Origin of the sequence: Fibrella aquatica (assembly GCF_041321135.1) — a bacterium.
GTDB lineage: Bacteria > Bacteroidota > Bacteroidia > Cytophagales > Spirosomataceae > Fibrella > Fibrella aquatica.
On sequence record NZ_JBGGWF010000002.1, the window covers coordinates 206660 to 231221 of the forward strand.

16 protein-coding genes are annotated in these 24562 nt (G+C 51.8%); 11 read left to right on the forward strand and 5 right to left on the reverse strand.

The window, feature by feature from the left end:
- Positions 1-59 precede the first annotated feature (59 nt).
- Both ACAW87_RS04780 and ACAW87_RS04785 read right to left on the reverse strand, forming a co-directional pair.
- Positions 60-983, reverse strand: a complete 924-nt coding sequence (locus ACAW87_RS04780) for a sterol desaturase family protein (protein ID WP_370722016.1) — start codon at positions 981-983, stop codon at positions 60-62.
- 45 nt (positions 984-1028) lie between these two features.
- Positions 1029-2123: an alpha-amylase family glycosyl hydrolase gene (locus ACAW87_RS04785; protein WP_370722017.1), complete on the reverse strand. Its 1095-nt coding sequence runs from the start codon at positions 2121-2123 to the stop codon at positions 1029-1031.
- A gap of 518 nt (positions 2124-2641) precedes the next feature.
- Between ACAW87_RS04785 and ACAW87_RS04790 the strand changes: the two genes are divergently transcribed.
- Positions 2642-3832: a glycoside hydrolase family 88 protein gene (locus ACAW87_RS04790; RefSeq protein ID WP_370722018.1), complete on the forward strand. Its 1191-nt coding sequence runs from the start codon at positions 2642-2644 to the stop codon at positions 3830-3832.
- Between the two features lie 88 nt (positions 3833-3920).
- Complete coding sequence (locus tag ACAW87_RS04795; protein WP_370722019.1) at positions 3921-8084, forward strand: hybrid sensor histidine kinase/response regulator transcription factor; 4164 nt, start codon at positions 3921-3923, stop codon at positions 8082-8084.
- A gap of 225 nt (positions 8085-8309) precedes the next feature.
- On the opposite strand, the gene ACAW87_RS04800 is transcribed toward ACAW87_RS04795, so the two are convergent.
- A complete protein-coding gene (locus tag ACAW87_RS04800; protein ID WP_370722020.1) occupies positions 8310-8435 on the reverse strand; it encodes a hypothetical protein in 126 nt (41 codons plus the stop codon).
- A 203-nt stretch (positions 8436-8638) separates the two neighbouring features.
- Here ACAW87_RS04800 and ACAW87_RS04805 point away from each other — a divergent pair, with 203 nt between their 5' ends.
- The 9 genes from ACAW87_RS04805 to ACAW87_RS04845 all read left to right on the forward strand — a co-directional run bounded on the left by ACAW87_RS04805 (position 8639) and on the right by ACAW87_RS04845 (position 22815).
- Complete coding sequence (locus tag ACAW87_RS04805; protein ID WP_370722021.1) at positions 8639-9772, forward strand: endo-1,4-beta-xylanase; 1134 nt, start codon at positions 8639-8641, stop codon at positions 9770-9772.
- 89 nt (positions 9773-9861) lie between these two features.
- Entirely contained in the window at positions 9862-13029 is a 3168-nt protein-coding gene (locus ACAW87_RS04810) for a SusC/RagA family TonB-linked outer membrane protein (RefSeq protein WP_370722022.1), read from the forward strand.
- A gap of 209 nt (positions 13030-13238) precedes the next feature.
- Positions 13239-14969: a RagB/SusD family nutrient uptake outer membrane protein gene (locus tag ACAW87_RS04815; protein WP_370722023.1), complete on the forward strand. Its 1731-nt coding sequence runs from the start codon at positions 13239-13241 to the stop codon at positions 14967-14969.
- Between the two features lie 19 nt (positions 14970-14988).
- The gene (locus tag ACAW87_RS04820; protein ID WP_370722024.1) at positions 14989-15387 is read left to right on the forward strand and encodes an SGBP N-terminal domain-containing protein; all 399 of its coding nucleotides are present in this window, start codon (positions 14989-14991) and stop codon (positions 15385-15387) included.
- A 6-nt stretch (positions 15388-15393) separates the two neighbouring features.
- Positions 15394-16377 carry a DUF4466 family protein gene (locus ACAW87_RS04825; RefSeq protein WP_370722025.1) on the forward strand — a complete coding sequence of 328 codons (984 nt, stop codon included), beginning with the start codon at positions 15394-15396 and terminating at the stop codon, positions 16375-16377.
- 197 nt (positions 16378-16574) lie between these two features.
- Complete coding sequence (locus ACAW87_RS04830; RefSeq protein WP_370722026.1) at positions 16575-17759, forward strand: alginate lyase family protein; 1185 nt, start codon at positions 16575-16577, stop codon at positions 17757-17759.
- A gap of 61 nt (positions 17760-17820) precedes the next feature.
- Positions 17821-19770, forward strand: coding sequence for a heparinase II/III domain-containing protein (locus ACAW87_RS04835; protein WP_370722027.1), 1950 nt, complete (start codon positions 17821-17823; stop codon positions 19768-19770).
- Between the two features lie 32 nt (positions 19771-19802).
- Positions 19803-21683, forward strand: a complete 1881-nt coding sequence (locus ACAW87_RS04840) for a heparinase II/III domain-containing protein (RefSeq protein WP_370722028.1) — start codon at positions 19803-19805, stop codon at positions 21681-21683.
- A gap of 358 nt (positions 21684-22041) precedes the next feature.
- A complete protein-coding gene (locus tag ACAW87_RS04845) occupies positions 22042-22815 on the forward strand; it encodes an SDR family NAD(P)-dependent oxidoreductase (RefSeq protein ID WP_370722029.1) in 774 nt (257 codons plus the stop codon).
- A gap of 105 nt (positions 22816-22920) precedes the next feature.
- On the opposite strand, the gene ACAW87_RS04850 is transcribed toward ACAW87_RS04845, so the two are convergent.
- A complete protein-coding gene (locus tag ACAW87_RS04850; RefSeq protein WP_370722030.1) occupies positions 22921-23901 on the reverse strand; it encodes a DUF1028 domain-containing protein in 981 nt (326 codons plus the stop codon).
- Positions 23902-23916: 15 nt separating this feature from the next.
- The gene (locus ACAW87_RS04855) at positions 23917-24516 is read right to left on the reverse strand and encodes a hypothetical protein (protein WP_370722031.1); all 600 of its coding nucleotides are present in this window, start codon (positions 24514-24516) and stop codon (positions 23917-23919) included.
- Positions 24517-24562 lie beyond the last annotated feature (46 nt).

The window sequence follows — 24562 nt, forward strand, 5'->3', positions numbered from 1 at the left end:
TACAAATTAAAAAGTACTTATTTTGAGCTTAGAAAATCCTTAGAAAAATACACAGTGACTTATTTGTCTGTTAGGTCACTCACTTCAGCCAGTTGCTGCTTCTGACGGGCCACTTCTATAGGACTACCAAACAGAAAAAACCACTTCCGCCGCCATCCCCGGGCTTGCTTAACGTCGTGAATGATATCAGCAACCTCGTGAAAATTAATGTGTAAGGGATTGGCTTTCTGCCCAATGTTGGTTGTGATGCCATAGACAGGTCGCTCTTCTTCGGGTTGATAGGTACCAAACAGTCGATCCCAGAAAATAAACGTAGCCCCAAAATTTTTGTCGATGTATTTTTCCTGTGAGCCGTGATGTACGCGGTGATTAGAGGGTGTAGCAAAAATATACTCAACCCAGCGCGGAAGCTTGTGAATATATTCGGTGTGAACCCAGAATTGAAACAGTACCGCAGCCTGACTGACAGTGAAAAAAATGATAGGGTGAAAGCCGATTAAGGCCACAGGAAGAAAGAAAATGATCTTCAGATTCTGAATCCAGCTTAGCCGGAACGAGGTGCTTAGATTATAATTTTCGCCCGAATGATGAACCACATGCGTAGCCCACCAAAATCGCTTCTCGTGCGACATTCGGTGCGCCCAATAACTGAAGAAATCGAAAATAAGGTAGCAGGGAATTAACGTCCACCATTGAAGTGTCATGCGCCAGGGCAGTAGGTTATAGATCCAGACAACACCGTAGAGCAACCCCAGTTTGAGGGCCGCCCCAACCACCAGTGACCCAAGCCCAACCAGTACTGATCCGATGGTTTCCCATTTTTCATAGTACGGCTTCTCTTGAATGTAGGTAACGATCATCTCGATGGCCGTTAGCGAGAGCAAAATGGGAGCTGCCCAAATAATGAGGCTGGGCGCACCCTGTTCAATTTGTCCGAGTTGGTCAAATGGAATAGCAGGGGCACCGAATAAGGTGTCGAGCATAGAAAAAGATCGTTTTCAGGGTTGTTAAGTAAGTTACCTGTCAAGCTAGGTGCGGCGATTGAACAGGCTTTTCAGTATGGAGGCGAACCGTGTATTGTAAACGTAGGCCTGCCGGTAAGGTTTAGGAAGCAGCGTATTCGGTGAGGCCTCGGTGGCCGGTTCAGCAGGTTTCTCTTCTACTTCAGGAAGATGGTGAAAATACTGACAGTTGATTACCGGTTGGGTAGTGTCGGAATCGATCAGTAGATAATACTGCCGGTTGGTCGAAGCTGTTAACTCGTCGGTAGCGTTTCTGAGCTGATTGAGAAATAATTCGGAATCGGGCAGTGCATGTACATTGCTCAACCGTAGCGCATCAGCATGGAAATCACGAAACCACATCAGCGCATTGTCGAGCGCGTAAAGCATACTGGCCTCTGAACGGGATCTGTCGACGCGCAGCGTCTGATCGACCCAGGCGGTACGCAGGCGACGGCTCTGAAAATGCTCAACCTGCTGCCGGTTCGCTTCGGTGGGGCAAACCAGACTATAATCGAGGCTGATAGTAACGGCAACGCCCTCATAGTGGCAGGCATTAATGAGGTGCTGAAGCTGTTGGGGCGTGCCAAGTTTCGGTTGAATGCTATAAATGGGCGACGTATCGTATAAATTGGCCGCGTTGCTAACTGGTTGGGTTGGGCTAATAACAACCGCCGTAACGCCGGTCTTTTTCAGTTGCCTGATTCGGGGTATGGCTTCATCGAACGTCCCGACAGCCGTGCAACTGCCCAGGTCAAGGTCAACTAGCCGGTAGGCATCCATATCTGGGTTTACCCAGCAACCGTCTTCCCAATAGTAGTTTTTCAGGTCTACTGCCTCAGAAGGGCCATAAGGGCCGTGCGGCTGTACCAGCGAAGCCGGGTCGGGATAGATTCGTTCACCATCAACCAGCAAAGAGTATAAATCGCCAGGTCTGATATAGGCTGTTTCAACCTCCCAGTAGCCATTATTGGCACGAATAAGATCAACCGGTGCAGCCTGACCTTCGACTTGAATGGCTACGCGAGTAGCAGCTGTATGCCACACTCGGGCAGTGGCTTTTTGCCCACTGTTGAAGGTAATCCCGAAGGGTTTGATATCACTTAACTGTTGGTTGAGCATAAATCATTTCGATACGCTAACCGATGTTGCTAACCCACTACATGCTTGCTCGTTTTTCTAGTAACCGAGAAAGCTTCGAATGCTAATCTGTTTTCTAAGCCGTAGTATCAGGCCCACCACCTGATTCAGTATGAGCGATACCGCCAGAAGCGAAAGAGAAATTAGCCATATACCTAAGCGGGAAATGAAAGTCATCGGATTGCCTGGTTACTATATATACTAACTACAAAACTCGGTTTCAACCCTTAAAATAGACTTAAGCAGAACTTAAAAATTGCTTAGAGAGAGAATGGATTTGGGATATTGGAGGTCGGATATTTGACCTGTAGTGTTGTACTGCTTCGCGCAGCAGGGCCGGCCTTGCTCGCGGAGCAGTACAACACTACACACTAGCTGGGTTTTATGTAAGGGAGTTTATGAAATTTTTGATTTTTCCTGGATTTGATGGCCCGCTGAACAGTAAAATCGGGCGCCCTTTTTCTTGCCCCACCATAGTGCATCACTCACTACCTACAAGAATGATCAGATATATTTCCTTGCTTGGCCTTGTGTTACTGGCCCATCTGGCACCGGCTCAATCGACGATTAATGTAAACGAATCGTTTGCACTGGCGGCCAAACAATACGAAGGCATGCTGGCCTCGCACCCCGATACTACTAAATTCCCGCAGTCGACCAATCCCGATGGTAGTCCGCGTGATATGAAATCGAGCTGGTGGTGCAGCGGCTTTTTTGGCGGGTCACTTTGGTATCTTTTTGAACAAACCGGTGATCCAAAATGGAAAGAAGCCGCTCACAAATGGACTATGGCTGTGGCCAAAGAACAGAACAATACAGGTACGCACGACCTGGGTTTCATGCTATACTGCCCCTTCGGCAATGGCTACCGACTGACCAAAAATCCGGTCTATCGGGAGGTAATGCTGAAAGGAGCCCAATCGCTGGCTACGCGTTTCCGGCCCGATTACGGCGTCATCAAATCCTGGAATAGTTTTAAAGATCGAGCCGGTAAAGTGTATGCCTATCCGGTTATCGTGGATAACATGATGAACCTCGAGTTTCTGTTCTGGGCTGCTAAAACAGGAGGAAACAAACAGCTGAGCACTATTGCCGTGACGCATGCCGATCAGACGCTGAAAAACCATTTCCGGCCCGACGCCAGTAGTTATCACGTAGTATTGTATGGTGAAGGTGGTAACGTAGAAGCGCGCCGAACCCATCAGGGCTACGCCGACGAGTCGGCCTGGGCGCGGGGACAGGCCTGGGCGTTATATGGTTACACGACCATGTATCGGGAAACGAAAGACAAGAAATACCTGAAACTGGCGCAGCGCATTGCCGATTTCTACCTGAAACACCCCAACCTGCCCGCCGACAAAATTCCGTACTGGGATTTTAATGCCCCCAATATTCCGGGCGAAGAGCGTGATGCCTCGGCGGGTGCCATTACGGCGTCGGCCCTGCTTGAACTGAGCACCTATGGCGGTTCGTCGGCCAAAACCTACTACCAGTCGGCCGTGACCATGCTCGAAAGTTTGTCGAGCCCAACGTACCTGGCGAAGGCTGGAGAGAACAATCATTTTATTCTCAAGCACAGTGTGGGGCACAAGCCGGGCAAAAGTGAAATCGATGTGCCACTGGTCTATGCTGATTATTACTACCTCGAAGCCCTATTACGGTATCAGGCCCTACAAAAAAAGCGGAGTTAATCTATATGCTGAGAGTAGTTACATAGGCTTCTCCAGTCAGTAGTAGCACAAAGTCCACGAATTGAATGACATGGCACGAATGAGTAGCATGAAACTCTCGACAATTCTGTGGCTTTCGGCCCTGTATTTCGCTTTGCTGCCAAGGGCAAAGGGGCAGACAGGCATTGAGCATTTCAGCCACTTAAGTGTTGAAGAGGGTTTGTCGCAAAGCAGCGTATATGCCATTGCGCAAGACCCTAAAGGATTCATGTGGTTTGGTACCCGCAATGGCCTGAACCGGTACGACTCTCGCCATGTGATTGTTTATCAGCCCAGAAGTGGTGTTCCCAACAGTTTGGCCTCGAATATCATCAACAGCTTGCTGCTCGACAAGCAGGGGCGCTTGTGGGTGGGTACGTCGAAAGGTATTGGTATATACCGTCATCAGCAGGATGATTTTCTGCCTGTTTCGCCTTTGGTAATTACAACCGGTAAGCCTGCGGAGTCAACCATCAATACGTTGCTGGAAGATCATCAACACCGGGTTTGGCTAGGTACGTCGCGTGGTCTTTTTCGCCTTCACAAGTCAGACCTTAACCGCTGTGATCGTCTGATTGATCTAACCGATCAGCAGGGGGACCTGTCCAACCAAACGATCAGAACGCTTTACGAAGATCGGGAGCGGAATGTATGGGTAGGTACGTCGGGTGGTTTGGCCAGGCTAAAACCAACGCGGTCGGGTCAGTTTGAATTGACTAACTACTACCTGCATTCAGCCGATTCTGTCTACCACAATACCTCGAATGGGGTGAACGCCATTGCCGAAGACAAGGCCGGCCGGTTATGGATTGGTACAGAGCGAAACGGAATTGCGCTCTTCGATAAGCAGAAAGGGCGGGTTGTGTCGTGGAATCCGGCCCCCAGACTCGACGTCAGCACGCAGACGGTTCGAACAATTATGCCCGACGGGAAGGGTAATTTCTGGGTGGGTACCATGACCGGCCTGCACATCATTGCGCAGGATGGAAGCAGGGCGCGTACCCTGATGAACCAGCCTACCGACCCCAGTTCGCTCAGCGATAACTCAGTACGGTCGTTATTCCGCGACCGCGACGGTTCCTTTTGGGTAGGTACGTATTATGGTGGTGTGGCCATGTATAGCCCGCTTGCCCGCCAGTTTGGCTCCTATCGCCCGGTTGATAGCCGGGGGGGAATGCCGTTTAAAATTGCGGGGCCAATGCTAGAGGCTACGACGCCTAATCAGCGATGGGTGGGTACTGAAGATCGCGGCCTTTTTTTGGTAAATGCCGACAAAAGTATTGCCCGGCACTACGTACATGATCCGAAAGTAAGTCAGTCGCTGACCAACGATAAAGTAAAATGCCTGCTTGCCGATGGTACTGCCGGTTTGTGGGTAGGTACGTTGAAGGGGCTAAATTACATTGATTTGCGCCGTCAGACAGTGACGCGCTATCTGCACGAACCGAATAACCCAAAATCATTGCCCGATGACCACATCTACGACCTGAAACGGGATGCGCAGGGAACACTTTGGGTAGCCACCTATTTTGGTGGTCTGTGTCGGTTTGATGAACAGATGAAGTCGTTTAGTTCCATTCGTCACGAGCCGAATCGCAATACTTCACTCAGTTCAAACGCGGCGATCGAATTGCTGGTCGATAGTCAACAGCAACTCTGGGTGGGCACGGTTTGGGGGCTCAACCGGAAAATAACCGGTCAGGATGCATTCGTGCGATACCTGCATAAGCCCGGCGACAGTACGTCGCTGAGTAGTGATCACGTTGTTTGTTTGCTCGAAGATCGAAAACACCAACTGTGGGTGGGCACGCGCGAGAACGGATTAAACCTGTTGCTTCCCAATCAGCGTTCGTTCCGGCGGTTCACAACCAGTAATGGGTTGCCTAGCAATACCGTGTTTGGTATTCAGGAAGATCAACGGGGTCGGTTGTGGGTCAGTACTGATAAGGGCCTGGCTCAGTTTGATTCCGATCAGTCAACGTTTATCGCTTATGATAAAGAAGATGGGCTGGTTTGCAAAGAGTTTACGCCTAATTCTACCTTTCAGGATGCGCGGGGGCAGCTTTATTTCGGGGGTTACAGCGGCATTGTCATGTTTCACCCCGATAGCATTCGCCGCAACACCACAGCCCCGAAACTGGCTTTCACTCAGCTCCGGTTATTTAATCAACCATTGCCTGCTCAATCAGAGGAAGTAGTTGACAGATTGAATGTTGACTCAGAAGAGGGGCTTACATTTACCTACCAGCAAAACGTATTCTCGCTTAGTTTTTCGGCCTTTAACTACATCAACTCGCCGAAGAATCGCTATGCCTATCAACTCGCTGGTTTCGACCGAGGCTGGAACTATGTGAGCGAGCCGCAGGCCATGTACATGAACCTGCCCGCAGGTACGTATACGCTTCGGGTTAAGGGTACTAACAACGATGATGTCTGGAACCGGAAACCGCTGGAGCTGAAAATCACGGTGTTGCCGCCACCCTGGAAAACACCCTGGGCGTATGTACTGTATGTACTCACTTTTCTGGGTCTACTGCGGCTGTGGTCGGGCATTAACCGGAACCGTCTGCAGTTGGCCCACGATTTGAAGGTGGAACATGATGAAAAAAACCGACAGCAGGAGCTACATCAGATCAAGCTAAATTTCTTCACCGAGATCGCTCACGAAATTCGTACGCCATTAACGCTCGTGATGGCTCCAATCGAGGTATTGGCTAATCAGTATGCCAATGATGGGGTGGTTCAGAAGCAGCTTGCCATTATGCGCAACAGCACCGATCGGCTATTGCGATTGCTGAACCAACTGCTTGATTTCAGAAAGCACGAAACGGGCAACATCCAGCTTCAGCAGCAAGAGGTAGACATGGTTCTCTTCCTGCGTACTATCACCGATTCGTTCGCTGAACACGCCCGTTCCCAACATATTACGCTTATTTATGAGTCGGAGGTTGATACACTGATAGCCCGAATCGACGTGGGGGAATTGGAGAAAGTGGTGTATAACCTGCTCGTAAACGCTTTCAAATTCACACCGGCCGACGGCACAGTGTCTATCCGGCTACAACAGGAATTTACGGCTTCGCCAATGGGTGATCGGGTGGTGATAGTGATTGAAGATACCGGTCAGGGAATTTCGGCCGGCGATATTGACCATATATTTGATCAGTTCTACCAGGTAAATCAGCCCAGAACGCGTGATTCCGGGTTTGGCCTTGGTTTAGCACTGAGTAAACACATTGTGGAGCAGCACGGTGGACAGATAAATGTTGAAAGTTGTAAAGCGACTGCTCATCAATCGGGTTTTACCCGCTTCACCATTTCGCTACCGGTGGGCAATACCATAGGTAACCAGGCGCCGGTATCGACGCCTGCCGAGCCGGAACCGGCCCTGACAACTGTAGCGCTTCCGCCGGTTCTACTGTCTGAAAACGGGCTGCTACCGAAAGAGGGTTCAGTGCGGCCCATTGTATTGTTGGTTGAAGATCAGGACGATATACGTACCTACATTCGTCATTTGTTCGAGAATACCTATCAGGTTATTGAAGCGGCCGATGGGGCTGCAGGTTGGGAGAAAGCCGCCCGATTACTGCCCGATATCATCATTGCCGACGTGGCTATGCCTATCATGGACGGTTTTGCCCTGACCCACCGCCTCAAATCTGATCCGCGAACCAGTCATATTCCGGTGATTATTCTCACGGCAAAAGACACGGTAGATAATCAGCTCACCGGCCTTGAAACGGGTGCCGACGACTACCTGACTAAACCGTTCCACCCCATTCTGCTTCAGGCGCGGGTAAACAACCTGCTGAACCTGCGCGAGCAACTGAAAGCCCGGTACAACCGCCAGGTGACACTTCAGCCTCAGGCACAGGAACTTGACCACCCCGATGCTAAATTCCTGAATCAACTAATGATGGTGCTCGATAAGCACTTGCACGAGCCTGAATTTAACGTCGGCAGTTTGGTGAGCGAAATAGGGATGAGCAGGCCGGTATTGTTCCGTAAAGTGAAAATGCTCACGGGTCTGTCGGTGATCGATCTGTTGCGAACCACGCGCCTGAAAAAAGCCGAACAGTTGTTGAAACAGCGTAAAGCCAGTGTATCTGAAGTTGCTTTTGCCGTTGGCTTCAGCGATCCCAAATATTTCAGCCGGGCTTTCCGCAGTCAGTACGGCATGACACCCACCGAGTTCAGCACCCAGCCTGTTGAGGAGGTGATTTGTGAAGGGTGAAGGGGTGAAGGGGTGAAGGGTGAAGGGTGAAGGGGTGAAGGGTGAAGGGGTGAAGGGTGAAGGGGTGAAGGGTGATGTGGTAAAGGGGTACGTTGATTAGCAACGCATCCATTGCACCTGGTGAAACTCTTCACCCTTCATTACATCACCCTTCACCTTTCACCCTTCACCATATCACCCTTCACCACATCACCCTTCACCCTTCACCCTTCACCATATCACCCCTCACAGCATAATCGACAGCATGTAGACCAGTAAACTCACGATCAGCATCACCGATCCGACCTCAGCGATGGTCAGCGTACTTCTGTCTTTTTTCACGTTCGTGGCGTTCTGGTTTTGATACTGCAAGTTTAGTATCGTCTGGTTTTTTACTGGTTACGTACAATGTTCATCAAGGAGGACAAATAGTTCAGCCGGGTGACAGAACGTTCAAAAGGGTGGATTCATCGCTCCAATTGATACTATTCCATTATTTTATTGTCTCCTGGTAACTACTATTGTCCTGTCGGCAAGACAGCCTATACGCACCTGTCTCTCAAACTGATTCATCAATGAGTAGTACAACGACGATGAAAAACCTGAATTCTGCTTTTATCAGAACGTACCTGCGAGGCCGAAGTACTCTTGGGGCAGTGATGGCCGTGACCGGTGTTATCCTGATTGCCTGCCAATCGGCAACCACACCCGCGGTGGTAGCTCCGGTAAAGCCACCTGTAGCGACCACGACCCTGCGGGCTGAATTTCCGTTTCCGATCGGGGCCGCCCTGAACCCAAATCTGTTGAGCAGTAATTCGGCCTATCGCCAAATTGCCCAAACTGAGTTTAGTAGCGTCACGGCCGAGAACTACCTGAAAATGGGAAACGTACACCCGGCTCAAGACCGCTACGACTGGACAGGCAGCGACCAGTTATTGGCCTTTGCCGAGCAGAACAAGCAACGGATGCATGGGCATGTAGCAATCTGGCATCAGTCACTACCCGCCTGGGTAACCAACTTTCAGGGCGACTCGCTGGCCTGGGAGGCCATGTTTAAAAGCCATATTCAGACCGTAATAAGTCACTATAAGGGTCGTATTGCGTCTTGGGATGTGGTCAACGAAGCCTTTGTTGACGATGGAACCTTGCGGCCATCCATCTGGCTGACGAAGCTTGGTCCGGATTATATAGCCCGTGCGTTTCGCTATGCGCGTGAAGCTGACCCATCTGTGAAGCTTTTCTACAATGAATATGGCCACGAGTATAGTCCAAAGCGGTTGGCCGCTACCCTGGCGTTGGCCGCAGACTTCAAAAAACGAGGTATACCGCTCGACGGACTGGGCCTGCAAATGCATACCCACATTGGCTTAACCGACGCTTTGATCGAGAATCTATTTAAGGAGGTTGCTGCAACGGGGCTACTGATCCACGTGTCGGAACTGGATATTCGGGTAAACCAGAATAAAGTAGCCGGGTACGTTCTCAGCGCTGCTGATGCGCTGAAACAACGCCAGAAGTACGCTTCGGTGGTACGGGCGTACCGAACGCTGATTCCTACATCACAGCAGCACGGTATTACCACCTGGAATGTGGGCGATGGCGATAGCTGGATTCCCGGTTGGTGTAGCTGCAACGATTTTCCACTTCCTTTTGACAAACAGTACGCCAAAAAATCGGCCTATGACGGCTTGCTCGACGGGTTGAAATGAGTTGCCTCTGTGCATCAGTACCTGTCGAAGTTTACCCGTATAGTACGCATACATCGAATAGACTAAACCAGTTAAACACGTTAATAACAATGCGAAACCTGTATCAATCACATCCGACACTGCGCGTCTGGAGGCTGGGATTATTGGCAACGGGCTGCTCAGTAGCCCTACTGTCGACTCCTCAGTTTGCTGTAGCGCAGGTCACGCCAACAGGCAGTGGACAGGCTGCCCGACAAACGGCAACCTACAAGTTTAGCGGCCGGATTCTGGACGAAAAAGGGGATGGCTTACCCGGTGCTACCATCGTGCTGAAATCAGACGCCAGAACCGGAACCACTTCCGACGCCGACGGACGGTTCACGATTAACCTGCCCACCGGTGGCGGAATCATGATTGTGTCGGCTATTGGGTATCTGCCGAAGGAAGTGGCCGTTACCAGCGAAACAACGCTCGATGTGTCGATGGCTGCCGACACCAAGCAACTAAACGAAGTGATTGTTGTGGGCTATGGTACCCAAAAGAAAGAAAATCTCACCGGAGCTGTAGCCGCTATTACCATCGATGATAAAATCGCGAGTCGGTCGCTGGCTAACGTATCGTCGGGTCTGTCGGGGCTGATTCCTGGCCTGGCTGTGCAGCAATCAACCGGTCAGGCGGGGCGTAGCGGCGCGGCGCTGGTTATTCGGGGTCTGGGAACGGTCAATAACTCGGGGCCGCTGATTGTGGTCGATGGTATTCCTGATGTAGACATCAACCGGATCGATATGAATGATGTGGCTAGTATCTCGGTACTGAAAGATGCGGCGTCGGCATCGGTTTATGGCTCGCGGGCTGCCAACGGGGTTGTGCTGATTACGACCAAAAACGGTTCGGGCAACAAAAAACCGCTCATTAGCTACTCAGGTACGTATGGCCTGTCGCAGCCAACCAACTTCTACAACTACTTCGATGATTATGCCCGTTCGCTGACCATGCACCTTCGCGCCTCGGCAGCCGGCGCTTCGTCAACGACGTTCCGGTACGGTACAGTCGAGGACTGGCTATCAAAAAGTCTGGTTGATCCTATCAAGTACCCAAGCACCAACTGGTGGGATGTAGTGCTGCGCGACAACGGTCGAATTCAGACCCACAACCTTTCGGCGGCTGGCGGTAACGATCGGACCAATTTCTACCTCTCAGCCGGTGTATACGATGAACTGGGCTTGCTGATCAACCATGACTACAAACGCTATAACACGCGATTTAATCTGGATTACAAGCTAAGTGATAACATCAAGGTTGGTATCCGAATGGACGGTCAATGGTCGAAACAGACGTACGCTAACTCAGAAGGTCTGATTACCTACAACGGAACGGCTGGCTACGATATTCGCTATGCGGTAGCAGGTATTCTTCCGCAAAATCCCACAACTGGCCAGTATGGCGGGGCAATGGCTTATGGGGAAGATGCGCTGGCCTACAACATGCTGGCGGCCATGAACATCAACCACAATGAGCGCGATCGGCAGGAAGTAAACGCGAACCTGTACGGTGAGTGGACCCCAATTAAAGGACTGACTTTCCGGGGCGACTATGGATTACGTTACTACAACCAGTTCACAAAGAGTTATTCTGACCCAACCGACGTATTCAATTTCCAGACGAACCAGCTTTCGAGGACGTTGGTAGCGCCAAGTGCGGGTGTAAGTAACGCCGTCAATTCGGGTTATAAAACGCTGCTTCAAGGCCGGGTGACGTACAATCAGACGTTGTTTGGCAATCACCAGTTGACCTTGCTTGGTGCCTACACCGAAGAATACTGGTTCAACCGCAACCTGTCGGCCAGTCGCCTGGAGCGGATCAACCCACTGTTGAGCGAAATCGACGCGGCGCTAACTACTACGCAAACAGCCGGTGGAAATTCCGATGCAGAGGGCCTGCGGTCGGCTATTGGCCGCTTAAACTATGTTATCAATGATAAGTATCTCTTTGAGGCAAACGCCCGCTACGACGGCTCAAGCAAGTTTTTGCCCGGATTCCAGTATGGCTTTTTCCCGTCGGCATCGGTAGGCTGGCGTTTCTCGGAGGAGCCGTTTTTCAAGCGGTTCAGTTCGGTGGTCTCTTCAGCTAAAATCCGGGCGTCGATTGGTAAGCTGGGTAATAACTCCGGCGTGGGTCGATACGAACAGCGCGATATCTTCAACCTGACGAACTACATCCTGAACGGTAAAATTGTGAAGGGGTTCAGTTCGGCCAAGATTATCAATGAAGATTTTTCGTGGGAACAAACCAACGTCACCAACGTAGGGCTTGATCTGGCTTTCTTCGGCGGCCGTCTGACGTCTGATATCGACGTGTACAACAAGCTGACATCGGGCATGATTAGGCCTTCGTCGCTCTCTACTTTTCTGTCGGGCTACAACGCGCCCCGTGTGAACATCGGTAAACTGCGGAATACCGGGATGGAGGTAAATATCACCTACCGCGCCAAAGTGCGGGATGCCAACGTAGGGGCGACGGTCAACATGGCCTGGAACAAGAACAAACTGCTGGAATGGAATGAGTTTCTGGGTAAAGGATTTACGTACCTGAACATGCCCTATCACTTTGCCTACACCCGGGTAGCTACGGGTATTGCCCAAAGCTGGGAAGACATTGCCAATGCACCGTATCAGGGGCAGTACTTCTCGCCGGGTGATGTGCTCTACAAAGACATGAATGGCGACGGGCAGGTCAACGATGAAGATCGGGTAGCGCAGCCCCGGTTCAACCGCGATCAGCCGTTGGGTACGTATGGCGTTAACCTGTTCGGGAACTGGCGTGGTTTCGACGTGAGTGTGCTTTGGCAGGGAGCTACCGGCCGGAAAGACTTCTGGCTGGAGCCGTTCAACAACGTGAACGTTCCATCGGCGCGTAATGCTTTCCAGGATTTCCACTGGAATGATACCTGGAACCTCGATAACCGGTCGGCAACTTTACCACGCCTCCTGACAGGATCGGGCGGAAATAACCAGGCCGAGTCTACCTTCTGGCTGGACGATTTCAGCTACGTCCGCCTCAAAAACATACAGTTCGGTTACAACATTCCAGCCAAGTACCTGGGCCGTGTAGGGGTAAGCAAACTGCGCGTGTATGGCACCGCCGAGAACCTACTGACTTTCACCAAATACCGGGGCGTCGATCCTGAGAAAAGCACTAGTGTATCAGGGGTTGATAATCAGGATGATCCATTTCCGCTGCTGAAATCATACTCGTTTGGCGTGAATCTCAGCTTTTAATTAAAATGGTCATTATGCCGTTGGCGTCATTACGCTGAGCTGTCATTAAGTAGTCATTAGCTGTTTCTGCTAAAATGACGCAAAGCAAATGACCACCAATGACTATAAATGACAGCGCAGGCTCCGCGCCCCGGCGAAATGACAACTTAATGACGCGAAGCAAATGACGCCAACGGCATAATGACCACAAATGACAACTTCTTCTCATCATGAATCGAATCTATAAGTTATATCTACTGGTGGGCATGGTGCTGGTGTCAGCCGCCTGTACCGAGGATCTGCTCGATCAGGTACCCACCACCCAACTGTCGGCTGACCTATTCTGGAAAACCACCGCCGACGCAAGTGCTGCCGTAAATGGCGTTTACGAGGCCAACCGAAGCACCTTCGACCGCGATTACTATTTCGATGGAGCCGGTGAGTTTGTGCATACCCGTGGCACCAGCAATAACCAAGGTACGTATAGCCCAAGTGCGCTCGGCTCAACGGGTAACTTCGGTTTTCTGTGGAACGATTGCTACCGGACCATCAACCGGGCCAACTACGTGCTGGGTAACATCGGTATTCTGCGGGCCACCACAACAGCCGCTGCCGATCTGGCTCTGATGGACCGACTGGTAGCCGAAACGCGTTTTCTCCGCGCCATCAACTACTTCCGCCTGATCGATCTGTGGGGCGACGTGCCTTATTTCACGAACAAGCTCAATGGTAACGCCGAAGCCTACACACTCTCACGTACGCCACGCGCCGCCGTGAAAGACTCGATCCTGGCCGACCTTGCCTTTGCTGCGGCTGCGTTGCCCGAAGTGTATACGGGCGATAACCTGGGCCGGGCCTCTAAACTAGCCGCTTGGGCCTACAGTGGCAAAGTGAATTTGTACTGGGCCTCATGGATGAAGGGTGAAGGCAATACGGCCGAAGCACAGAAGCATTTCACAGCGGCTGCGGCTGATTTCAAGAAGATCATCGACCTGAATATTCCACTCTTCCGCAATGGTGATCCCGGTCCGGCCGACAACCCGAACTACTGGCACCTGTTCCAGTATTTCAACGAGTATGATCGGGAGATTATCTTTTCGGTGCAGTTCGGTGGCCCGCTGCTGAGCCAGGGCGAAGAGTTGTCGCGTGATTTTGGGAACCGGAACACGGGCTTTGGCCAGGTTTGGGTGGCACCTACGTTCCGGCTGGCAAACCGCTATCAGCTCACCAGCACCGGCGATTTTGCGCCGCCGCTGGTTTTGAGCCGCACCACTACGCTGACAAACAGCGCCACCAACCCAAAATCGTATGAAGGGCGTGATTACCGCATGCGGGCTACGATGGTCTGGGATGGCCAGAAAATGGTGCAGCTCTCAACCGATGGCCTGACCGTTATCGGCGACAGTCTGCCTTTCCGGTTTGGCAACCGCGACGGGGTGACGGCCATCAACTACGACGGCGCACCGGCGGGCTATGTGTTCCGCAAGTGGGTACGTCAGACCGGCGGCATTAACCGGAGCGACGGACCTCAGGATATTTACCTGATGCGCCTGCCCGATGTGTGGCTGATGTATGCCGAAGCAGTAAATGAAGTGAACGGCGGACCAACTGCTGAGCTCTTTACGCTCTTGAACCGTATACGCCGTCGGGGTAACCTGCCCGCGTTGAATGCGGCTAAGTTTGCCTCTAAAACTGAGTTCTTCAAAGCCATTGAGCAGGAGCGCATCATTGAACTGGTGGGCGAAGGTCACCGCTTCTTCGATATTCGCCGCTGGAAGAAAGCGGAGGAGATCTGGCCTGCACCAAGCGGACAGGTGTTGTTCGATACGCAAGGGACGCGGATACGCGACGAATTCGTCAATGCTGATCTGCGTGCTTACCAGCGGTATTATATCTTCCAGATACCGAACAATGAGATTGAAGTAAATCCAAAAATCACCCAGAACATTCCCTGGCTCTAAGCTGAAATCGTCATTTTCCATGAAACGATCAATCCTTTATATCTGTCTGAGTCTGTTGACTGTTGCCGGCCTGTTTGCCTGCGGCGGCGAAGACCCAATTGACGCCAATGGCTTGCTGATTACTCAGCGCTCACAGTCATTCATGACTTCGTTCGATTTGCTGGGTACCGACCACCGCACAGTGCTGGTCAGTGGCCAGACCAAGATCGACACAACCGCGCTGACGGTGACGGCTATTGCCCGGTTTGGCACCAATATGCAACGGCTCAAGCCGATTTGCAGCGTAGTGACCGACGCCATTGTTGAGCCCACGATGGGCATCTGGACTGACTTTACCGAAGCCAAGACCTACACCGTTGTCTCGGGAAATCGGCAAGTGCGCAAAACGTATACTGTTACCGTCACTCTTCAAAAATAGCCACCCATGCGTCATTATCTCATTCCGGTTGCTATTGTCGCCCTGCTCACTGCGGGTTGCGAAAAAAAAGCAATTGCTCCAACAGAACCGTTTCAAAACGATCTGCTTAAAAAAACGACCGGACCCGCACTGGTTGGTGACCGTATCGAGTTCGCCTATGCCATCGGTACCACCGAAGGTGATCTGAAAAACGTTCGGGCCGAAGCCTCTGTGGCGGGTGGTCCATTGACCGGTTTTAGCCGTAATTCCTGGTACACCAACCCGAGCACAGGCGTTGATCAGCCCAAACAAACGGCAACGGACACGCTGACGAACGGAACCGTATCAACGGCCAATATCCTCGATGTGGCGACCAACAAGGCCATTACGTTGCGGTACTATTACTACCCAACTGCCGACTCGCAGGGCAAGGATGTATCGTTCCGCTTCAGTGCCACCAACTCGACTGGCAAAGAAGTCAGCATCCAGTCTCCAAGCTACCGAATCAGCCGAATGGACATGAAACGGTCGATTGTGCTGGGCGACGGAGCCAAAGCGTATGTGTCACTCGCGGATATGACCGCTTACACGAAGGCAGAAGTAGAAGCGAATAATCTGGCCAGCAAGATCGATTTTGTGTACATCTATCGGCCAACGATCAGCACTTTTGCCTTCGGACACGCCATCGTTGCGCCGTCGAACCCAACGTACCTGACCGATGTGGTGTTACCCACTGGTCTGGCCAAACCCCGCACGCTGATTGACAAGCGCGTGGATGTAAAAGATGCGCAACTGCGCGGTACCGCAGGCTTCGATGTCTATATCGACGACATTGATCTTCAGCAAACGACCTTCGTCAATTCAGCCGATTATGCCTTCGGCATGGCGGTCGATCAGGGTGCATTTGTGAAGTCAGCCGATGGTACGTATGCCGCATACGTCTATGTTAACGCTGTTAACAATACAGCTAAAACGATGACGGTGAGTATTAAGCGACTTAAACTGAAGTAGGACTGGCTAACTGGTTAGCTGCTTCGTGAGCTCGGTTGCTGACGCATAGCCCTTCGACAGGCTCAGGGTGACAATCTCACTCAAGAATGTAAGTGACGACCTTGAGTGGGATTGTCACCCTGAGCCTGTCGAAGGGCTATGCGTCAGCAACCGAGCTCGCGAAGCAGTTAACACCACTCACCAAACTACCCAGCATCATGATACGACTGGCATCATCAATTGGCTTCCTGCTGCTGGTCTGCGTATTAAGCGCTACCGCCCAGAAGCCGTCGACTTTCCTGCTAAACGGGGCGCTGTTGCAGGCGAATAAAACGCAGATTGCTCAGGGAAATGCCGCCCTGCTGGCGGCTCGAAAAAAGGTGCTGGCCAACGCCGACAAGCTGCTTTCTAAGCCAGCGCATTCGGTGGTGGAGAAAACAAAAATGCCCCCCAGCGGCGACAAGCACGATTACATGAGCGTAGGCCCATACTGGTGGCCCGACTCGACAAAAGCCAACGGCCTGCCCTACATTCGGAAAGACGGACAGATCAACCCTGAACGGTATGCTGTGCAGGACGAAACGTACCTGAAAGCGATGTGCGAAGAGGTGCAACAACTAGCCGTAGCCTACTATTTTTCAGACGATGAGAAGTACGCTCGCAAGGCGGCAGACCTGTTGCGGGTTTGGTTCCTGAATCCGGCTACCCACATGAACCCCAACCTGAACTACGGGCAGGCGATTCCCGGCATCACCGAAGGGCGCGGCATTGGCCTCATCGACACGCGCATGTTTGCCAAACTGGTTGATGCGGTACAATTGCTGAAGGGGTCGAAAGCGTGGACAAACAAGGAACATGCAGCGCTACAAGGCTGGTTCAGGCAGTTTCTGGACTGGATGATGATGAGCCCGATCGGAAAAGACGAGGAAGATGAGCACAACAACCACGGCACCTATTATGACGTGCAGGCGGTGGCCATTGCGCTTTTTCTGGACGACAAAGGACTGGCCAAACAGATCATCGAACAGAAAACCCTGAAGCGTATCCAAAGTCAACTGAAGGAAGATGGCAGTCAGCCACACGAACTCGCCCGCACGCTGACCTGGGGCTATTCGGTCATGAATTTGAAAGGTTTCTTTGGATTGGCTCAACTAGCCGAAAACGTAAACATTGATCTCTGGAACTACGAAACCGCCGATGGTAAAAGCCTGAAAAAAGCGTATTTCTGGATGCTGCCTTACGCCGATCAAACAAAACCGTGGACGTTCCAGCAGATTAAAACGCCAAATTTCGACGAGTTTACAACGGTAAAAGCCATTGCCAGTCAGAAATACAAGCAGGGAGACGCAACTGTACTGCCCGGACAAGACAGCCTGTTTGCCCTGACCCGCTCCCTGTTTTAGGTAGTAGGAGAGTGACCCCGAATCGCTTTGGCCTGGTGTAAGCTGTGATCGCAATCGTTCCATGAAAACCATACTTGTTACACTGCTCTGCGGGTTGCTCTTTTTTACCGCCGAGGCGCAGGAAGCTAATCTGCTCAGTGGGAAATTCTCGAAAGAAGAGCTGAAGAAAATCCTGATTGCACAGGCAAAATGGGCACCTTTCCCCAAACGGCAGGACCGGGCGGGCTGGGCCAAAGCCGATCAGGCTATGATGCAGGCGTACCTGAAAAAAGCGGAGACGTACCTGACCTACAAATGGCCCTACATTCCTGCCACCAAATCGCTGCTGATCGGGCGCACCGGCGACCGTGACGAATACCAACTCGTGAGTTTCGAAAAACGGGAAGTGCTGGGTACGTTACTGCTGGCTGAGATCTACGAAAATAAGGGCCGCTTTACTGACCAGATTATCGATGGGGTCTGGTCGATCTGCGAAGAATCGTTCTGGGGTGTGCCAGCGCACCTGCCCAAATCAAAAGCCTATGCTGGTTTGATGGACGTCTCCAAACCATTCGTTGATTTGTTTGCCGCCGAAACGGCAACGTACCTGGCCTGGGTCGATTACTACCTGGGTGATAAACTGGATGCCGTTTCGCCGCAGATCAGGAAACGTATCTACAACGAGACCGATTACCGGGTTTTTCAGCCGCTAATGACGCAACCCCACGGCTGGATGACAAAAACCGCCGCCGGTCGTGCACCCAACAACTGGAATCCCTGGATTTGCTCGAACTGGCTAAATGCGGTGTTGCTTCTCGAAAAAGACGACGACAAGCGCGCTGCCTCGGTGTACAAACTGCTCGATGTGCTGGATGAATTCGTTAATCCGTACCCGAACGATGGTGGCTGCGATGAAGGGCCAAGTTACTGGGGTGCGGCTGCCGCGTCGCTTTTTGATAATGTGGCCCTGCTTAACACAGCCAGCAACGATGCGTTTGCGTACGTCTATGCCGATGAGAAATTTCGGAACATGGGTCGCTTTATCTACCGCGCCCAGATCAGCGACCGGTATTTTCTGAATTTCGCCGACGCTGATCCGCAACCGGGCATGGCATCGACGATGATTTACCGGTACGGAAAAGCCATCAACGACCCCGATATGATGCGGTTTGGAGCCTATTATCGAAAGCCGGAAACGGGGACCATTGGTAAGTTTCATTACTTCCGACACTTCTATTCCCTGTTCATGCAGAGCGAATTTCAGACTGCTGCTCAGGGTTTACCGTTGCCAAAAAATGTATGGCTACCTGATTTACAGGTATTTGCTGCCCGCGATAAGGCCGGAACAACCGATGGCTTTTACGTAGCCGCCAAGGGAGGTCATAACGACGAGAGTCATAACCATAATGACATTGGCAACTATGTGGTGTATTACGATGGTCAACCGGTGCTGATCGATGTGGGCCGGGGTACGTATACGAGTAAAACCTTCAGCGGCAAGCGGTACGAGATCTGGTACAACTGCTCGGATTACCATAACCTGCCCACCATCAACGGCCAAAATCAGCCACCTGGTCCACAGTTCAAAGCCCGTAACATCGCCTATAAAGAGGCTGACTCCTTTACACAATTCGACCTGGATATTTCGCAGGCCTATCCGAAAGAGGCGGGGGTACTAAACTGGCAACGCACGGTGCGGCTGAATCGAGGCAAGAACGTGCAGATCAACGACGTGATCAACCTGGAAAAAGCAACTGAACTCACTCAGCATCTGATGACCTGCTATCCAACCGATCTGGGAAAACCCGGCGAGTTACTGATTCATTACGCGCCCAGGGGAGGGAAAGCCCGTGATTTTGTGGTGACGTACAATCCCAAACAGTTTCGGGCGTCGGTCGAGAAAGTAAAACTGGACGCACCCGAAGATCGGGGTATCGTCAGTAAATGGGGCGATACGATCTACCGCATCAACCTAAACGCGCTGACCCCAAAAACGACCGACAGAGTCAATTTGACCGTAGCCGCCAACTAAGGCCGAAAAGGGTCAAACTCACCGATATGAAAATGAGCCACCTGAAACCAATTTTCCTATTTCTCTTTCTGGCCTGCGTAACAATCGCCGTTGCTCAGGAAAACCACATAACAGCCACGACAACTATACCTGATCACCCACGCCTTTTGCTGTTGAAAGGCGAGGAGCTAGCTATTCAGAAAACCATGAAAGCTGACCAAACCTGGGCCAGCGCACACCAGGCAATAATCAATGAGGCAGACGCAATTGGCAAAACCCCGGTGCTTGAGCGAATTGTGACTGGCCGGCGGTTACTGAGCGTATCGCGCGAGGCGCTTCGTCGGTTGTTTACCCTGGGGTATGCCTATCGCCTCACCCGCCAGCCAACGTACCTGAAACGGGGCGAACAGGAGCTGCTGACCGTATCGGCATTCAGTGACTGGAACCCATCACATTTCCTCGATGTGGCCGAAATGACCATGGCTGTTGCGATCGGATACGACTGGCTGCATAGTGAACTGCCTGAATCGTCGCGGGCTGTCATTCGCAAAGCCATTCTGAAAAAGGGGCTGGAGCCATCGCTGCTGGCAAAAAATAACGGCTGGCTAAAAGCTACCCACAATTGGAATCAGGTCTGTAACGCGGGCATTGCTTTCGGCGCGCTGGCCATTTACGAAGACCAGCCCGAACTGGCCCGTAGCCTGATCAATCGGGCGATCACGACGGTGAAACTACCCATGGGTGACTACAATCCAACGGGAGCTTACCAGGAAGGATACAGCTACTGGGGTTACGGAACAAGCTTTAACGTGCTGTTGATCAGCGCTGTCGAAAAAGCATTCGGAACCGATTTTGGTCTGTCGGCCCTTCCCGGCTTCATGAAAACGGCGTCGTTTATGGAGAACATGACCGGCCCGACTGGTATTCCGTTCAACTACTCTGATTCGGGCGGAAACAGTGAATTGCAACCGGCTATGTTCTGGTTTGCCAACCGGCTGAACGAGTATTCACTGCTGCTTGAAGAGCGTCGACAACTGACGAACGTACCCATGACCAAACACGTTAAAAACCGAATCTTTCCGGCGGTTATGATCTGGGGTTCAGGGGTATCGCTCAGCAAAATCGACCCGCCCCGCGAGCAGCTATGGGTAGGCACCGGTCGAAACCCGGTAGCGATGATGCGTTCGTCCTGGACCGACCCGGCCGCGATCTACGTTGGCGTGAAAACCGGTTCGCCGAGTGTCAATCACGGCCACATGGATGTTGGCTCGTTTGTGATGGATGCCGACGGCGTACGCTGGGCTATGGATTTGGGCATGGAAGAATATAATCCGCTGGAAGTGAACGGCGTAAAACTATGGGGTATGACCCAGGACTCTGAACGCTGGACCGTCTTTCGGTATAATAATTTCGTTCACAACACACTGACCATCAACGGCCAATTACAGCAAGTGAAGGGCTTTTCGTCGATTACGTCTTCGTCAGACAAACCGCAGTTTATGAACGTCACCACTGACCTGACCTCCATCTACAGCGATCAGTTAGCCAAAGCCAATCGGGGTATTGCCATCATAAACAAGTCGCAGGTTGTGGTTCGTGATGAACTGGAAACTGGGGAAAAAGAAGCAACCGTGCGTTGGACAATGGCCACCCCGGCAACAGTGACCATACTCGGTAATAACCGGGTTGAACTGACCAAAGACGGTAAAAAACTGATTCTTCAGGTGCAGGAACCGGCCAACGTAACTATGAAAACCTGGCCAACTATGCCATCACGTACCTACGAAAACCAGAATAAGGGAACCACATTGCTGGGTTTCGAGGTGGTGCTGCCAGCTAAGTCAAAATCAGCGATTACGGTAGTACTGATGCCTGAAAAAGGGGGGCAGGTCAGCTCAACGCCCGTCTTGCCACTTGCGCAGTGGCCCAAGTAGGCAGGGCTTTCTCATTAATGTGTGGCGTTCATCTTTAGCATCAAAAATTGCTTTCGCCTGGCCCTTCGACAGGCTCAGGGTGACAACTCACATCCAGATGTTCATGATGAACTTGAGTTAGGTTGTCACCCTGAGCCTGTCGAAGGGCCAGGCGAAAGCAATTTTTGGCATAACTGGTTTTCAGATGAAAGCCCTGCCTAGGTAGGTACGTTGATGACAGCCAGGAAAGCCGGTTGTCCGTACATTCGTGCCGCTGGTGCACCGACTCTTCGAAACAAAGCCAGGAAACGGGTAAAACTGGTAGTCAGCCTGTTTACCCTAAAACACAATCCATTCATTCGTTTATTTTTCGTTCAGAATGACCAACGTACTTAACACATTTTCATTAGCCGGTAAAATTGCCTTAGTAACAGGTTGCAATCGGGGTATTGGGCAAGCTATGGCCGAGGCATTGGCCGAAGCCGGGGCCGACATCATTGGCGTTTCGGCTAATCTGCCCGCTGAGGGCAGCGCCGTAGGTAAGGCCGTCGAGGCACTGGGACGCCGTTTTTATGCCTACAAAGCCAATTTCGGTCAGCGCGAATCCCTCTACGCATTCATCGAACAAGTAAAAGCCGATCATCCGGTAATCGATATCCTGGTCAACAACGCGGGTACCATCCTTCGTCAGCCCGCCGCTGAACATACCGATGCCTATTGGGATGAGGTGATCGAAGTAAACCAGAATGCGCCGTTTATTCTTACCCGCGAAATCGGAAAACGCATGATCGAGCAGGGGAGTGGTAAGGTGATTTTCACGGCGTCGCTGCTGACGTTCCAGGGCGGTATCAACGTACCTGGCTACGCCGCCAGCAAAGGGGCAATTGGCAGCATGGTGAAGGCGTTTGCCAACGAATGGGCATCTAAAGGCGTCAATGTGAATGCCATTGCACCGGGCTATATTTCAACGGATAACACCGAAGCCCTCCGCGCTGATCCGGATCGTAGCGCGTCCATTCTGTCGCGCATCCCGGCTGCCCGTTGGGGTGAAACCGCCGATTTCAAAGGGCCGGTTGTCTTCCTGGCGTCAGAGGCTGGTAAGTACGTTCACGGCACCGTGTTAACTGTCGACGGCGGCTGGATGGGGAGGTGATTTTTTTGGGTTCAATGTCTAATGTTCAAAGTCCAACGTTGCGCTGCCAGGGTTAAATCACTACCCCGCAGCGCAACGTTAGACTTTGAACATTAGACATTGAACTTACTTGATCAACTGCGCCAGCTCTGCGTCAGTCACCGTCAGTAGTCCCACTTTAGGTAATCGGCGGGTGAGTTCGCGCCAGTTACTGTCCTGCGCGTAGATGCCTCGCAGCATGCCGACCGCCTTGGGCACCTGTTTGGTGTTAGCCAGGGCAATTGCCGTCCAGTATTGCATTTCCAGATTCTTGGGGAAGAGTTTCATGGCAGCGCCATATTGCTCCATAGCGGCTTTCATGTCGTTTTTCTCCGTGGCCAGATCGCCGTTGTTCATGTACTCGTAAGCGCGGTGGGTACGCAGCAGACGAGCCAGTTCGGGCAGGGGTTGGGCTGCATCGTCTACCCGAAGGTCTACCAGATGGTTATCGTCCCAGGGTGCATCCGACGCTTTGCCTTTTACCACCAGCAAAACCGCCGACTGTCGACCACGAATGTCGCCGCCTGCGGCCTGTGCGGCAGTTAGCGCAGTCAGTACTCGTTCGGGAAGGGGCAGGGTGCTGTTTTTCTCGAAAGCCGCGGCCATAACATCGGGCACCGTGTTATTGAGCATCATATTGGCCTGCACCGAGTAGTTGGTGCCCTTTTTGTGCCCGGCAAAATCGATGCACTTGTTGCCGGTATGCACGGCTACATTGCCTTTCGCGTCGGCGATAGCTACCTGCCGCACTTCGCGACCTTCGTCGGTGCGGAGCAATTCGTCGAGGGCTTCCTGCGCGGTTTTGCCTGCTTTTAAAAGTTGCAATCCCCTGATCCCAAATGATTTGTTGGTAAACGACTGCGTAGCCACCACGCCAACGCCCGCCTCGCCCCACGACACCGACGTACCTACCGAAAACCAGTGACTTTGCACCCCAACGGCCAGATCGCCCGTTTTTTCATCGCGAGCTACAATCGAGAAGGTATGCGCAAACGGGTCGCCATTTCGGGTGTGTTGAGCGTTTGTGGCAAACGGGAGCAGGACGAGAATCAGGAAGAAAAGGCGCATAGAGTTGGGTTGATGTTATGTAGTTTTTGTGTAACGCTTATAGTTGGTCGTAATGAGTACTTCCTTCGTGCCCGATGAGGTGTAAATTATTCTCTTATTGATGACGCGGATCGTGTTTGTACCCTCTACCATCACTGATTCGGGCCTTTTCCAGTGTACTGACTGATCATCATTGGTGCTGGGGTTAACAATTATGGTCATATAATCGGGTGAAAATGAAAAGGTCCGGGTTGATCCCTGAATGGCATAATTGATAGTCATTCTGTGATCGTAAGCGACGGGTTCTCCGTTCCAGGCCTGATTACGGCCATCCGGCCAAAAATACTGTTCAGGCCAGGCTTGAACGATCAGAAAGTCAGACAGCAACCGGGTGCCCGAGTCGTTACTCACAAGGATCAATAAATCAGAATCAATAAGCGTCGGAATTTCCTGTAGCAGATCAACTGAGGTCTTTCCGTCAAGATTGACGTCAATGGCCTCGTTGCTGATTGAACTTACTACTTGATACTTGCCGTGGAATCTGTCATACAGCGCCGGATCGGGCGCAGGCTCTGAATTGCACCCAAAAAGGAATAAGCCGCTTATCAGACCTACAAGAAGATTGTTTTTCATCATCGTGAGTGTTGTTGTTACCAAATATGGCTATTCGTGATTCGATTGA